Raw genomic sequence first — 384 nt, 5'->3', positions numbered from 1 at the left:
TAATGCCAACCGATCAAGGACTTCTGGACATGCTCGCCGTTCAGGTACATCTCCTGCCAGATGATGGTGATGTCGTCGCCGGGTATGTACGACGTAGTAATCTCCGTAGTCAGAGTAGTCTTAGGCATGGTAGGTACCTCCTCAGTACTTGAAGTCTTCGGGCAAAATGACGATGGTGCCCATGTCGTCGTCGACGAACTCGTCAATGATGATGTAGCCGAGTTCGTCAGTGGTATACTTCTTGTAGTCTTCGTACGCAGCAGCGTCTGCAGCTACAAGCTTAGATTCAGCAGTGAAGCCATCTGCATCTTTAATAATGAGGTGTGCGTAGATCATGGCATCAAACCTCCATCAGTACTTTGTACTCTTCGAGAGTCTTGCACT

Annotated in this window: 1 protein-coding gene; it reads right to left on the bottom strand. The window is 48.7% G+C overall.

From position 1 onward, the window contains the following. Positions 1-141: 141 nt before the first annotated feature. Positions 142-336 (bottom strand): hypothetical protein, encoded by a 195-nt coding sequence (locus tag J4G38_RS28440; protein WP_210522295.1) that lies wholly within the window; start codon positions 334-336, stop codon positions 142-144. Between the last annotated feature and the right edge of the window lie 48 nt (positions 337-384).

Origin of the sequence: Hymenobacter terricola (assembly GCF_017921975.2) — a bacterium.
In the GTDB taxonomy this organism is placed as follows: Bacteria; Bacteroidota; Bacteroidia; order Cytophagales; family Hymenobacteraceae; genus Hymenobacter; species Hymenobacter terricola.
The sequence above is the reverse complement of the archived record's forward strand: the minus strand, read 5'-3'. Positions and strand labels throughout refer to the sequence as shown.

Coding starts and splice junctions, on each gene's coding strand:
- J4G38_RS28440 (WP_210522295.1), bottom strand. CDS start 336: ATGATCTACGCACACCTCATTATTAAAGATGCAGATGGCTTCACTGCT.